The sequence below is a fragment of the Mesorhizobium sp. M7A.F.Ca.US.006.04.2.1 genome (assembly GCF_004022915.1).
Lineage (GTDB): Bacteria > Pseudomonadota > Alphaproteobacteria > Rhizobiales > Rhizobiaceae > Mesorhizobium > Mesorhizobium ciceri.
The window spans coordinates 1-602 of record NZ_RZQA01001559.1; the positions used below are offsets into that span (position 1 = coordinate 1).

The following is a 602-nucleotide window of genomic DNA, read 5'->3' on the forward strand; positions in this document are numbered from 1 at the left end:
CTCACCCCCAAAGTGCCCCCAGTTTGGCATCAGCAGCGATCGTTCAAATGCAAGCGACCATGACAAAGCCTCTGCTGCAAGGCCAAATCATTCAGAATTCGAAAGCACGAATGCGTTCAAACCCCGGTAGTGGCTTAATTGCCGCATTAAATGCACGTCTTCCGGTTACAACCCCCCCGGCCTTGAAAAAGAGACGGGCCACGCCGGAATTGCCCTGCCCTTCGACGGCGACGAGTCGGCCGCCTTCGGCAAGCTGGTCGAGCAACGGGGCCGGCACTTCCGCGACACTGCCACCGATAAAGATAACATCATAAGGCGCCTTGGCGGCATGCCCCTGCGGCAACGCGCCCTGGACGACGGTCACATTGCCGCAGCCAAGCGACGAAAGCGTCGATCTGGCGGTTTCCGCCAGCGCCGAATCGTTTTCGAGCGCCACTACGGACCCGGCCAGCCGCGACAGGATGGCCGAGGCGTAGCCCGTTCCGCAACCGACATCGAGCACCGAATCGGTCGGGTTGATCTCGGCCAGCTGGATAAGCTTGGCCAACGGCGACGCTTCCATCAGGTAGCGCGAACCGTCCGCGCCGGCTGCAATGCGGATG

Annotated in this window: 1 protein-coding gene; it reads right to left on the minus strand. The window is 61.5% G+C overall.

Features of this window, described 5'->3' with window-relative positions; genetic code table 11:
- Positions 1-91: 91 nt before the first annotated feature.
- The coding region (locus tag EN925_RS38720) for a protein-L-isoaspartate O-methyltransferase (protein WP_164894828.1) at positions 92-602 on the minus strand (511 nt) is incomplete at its 5' end.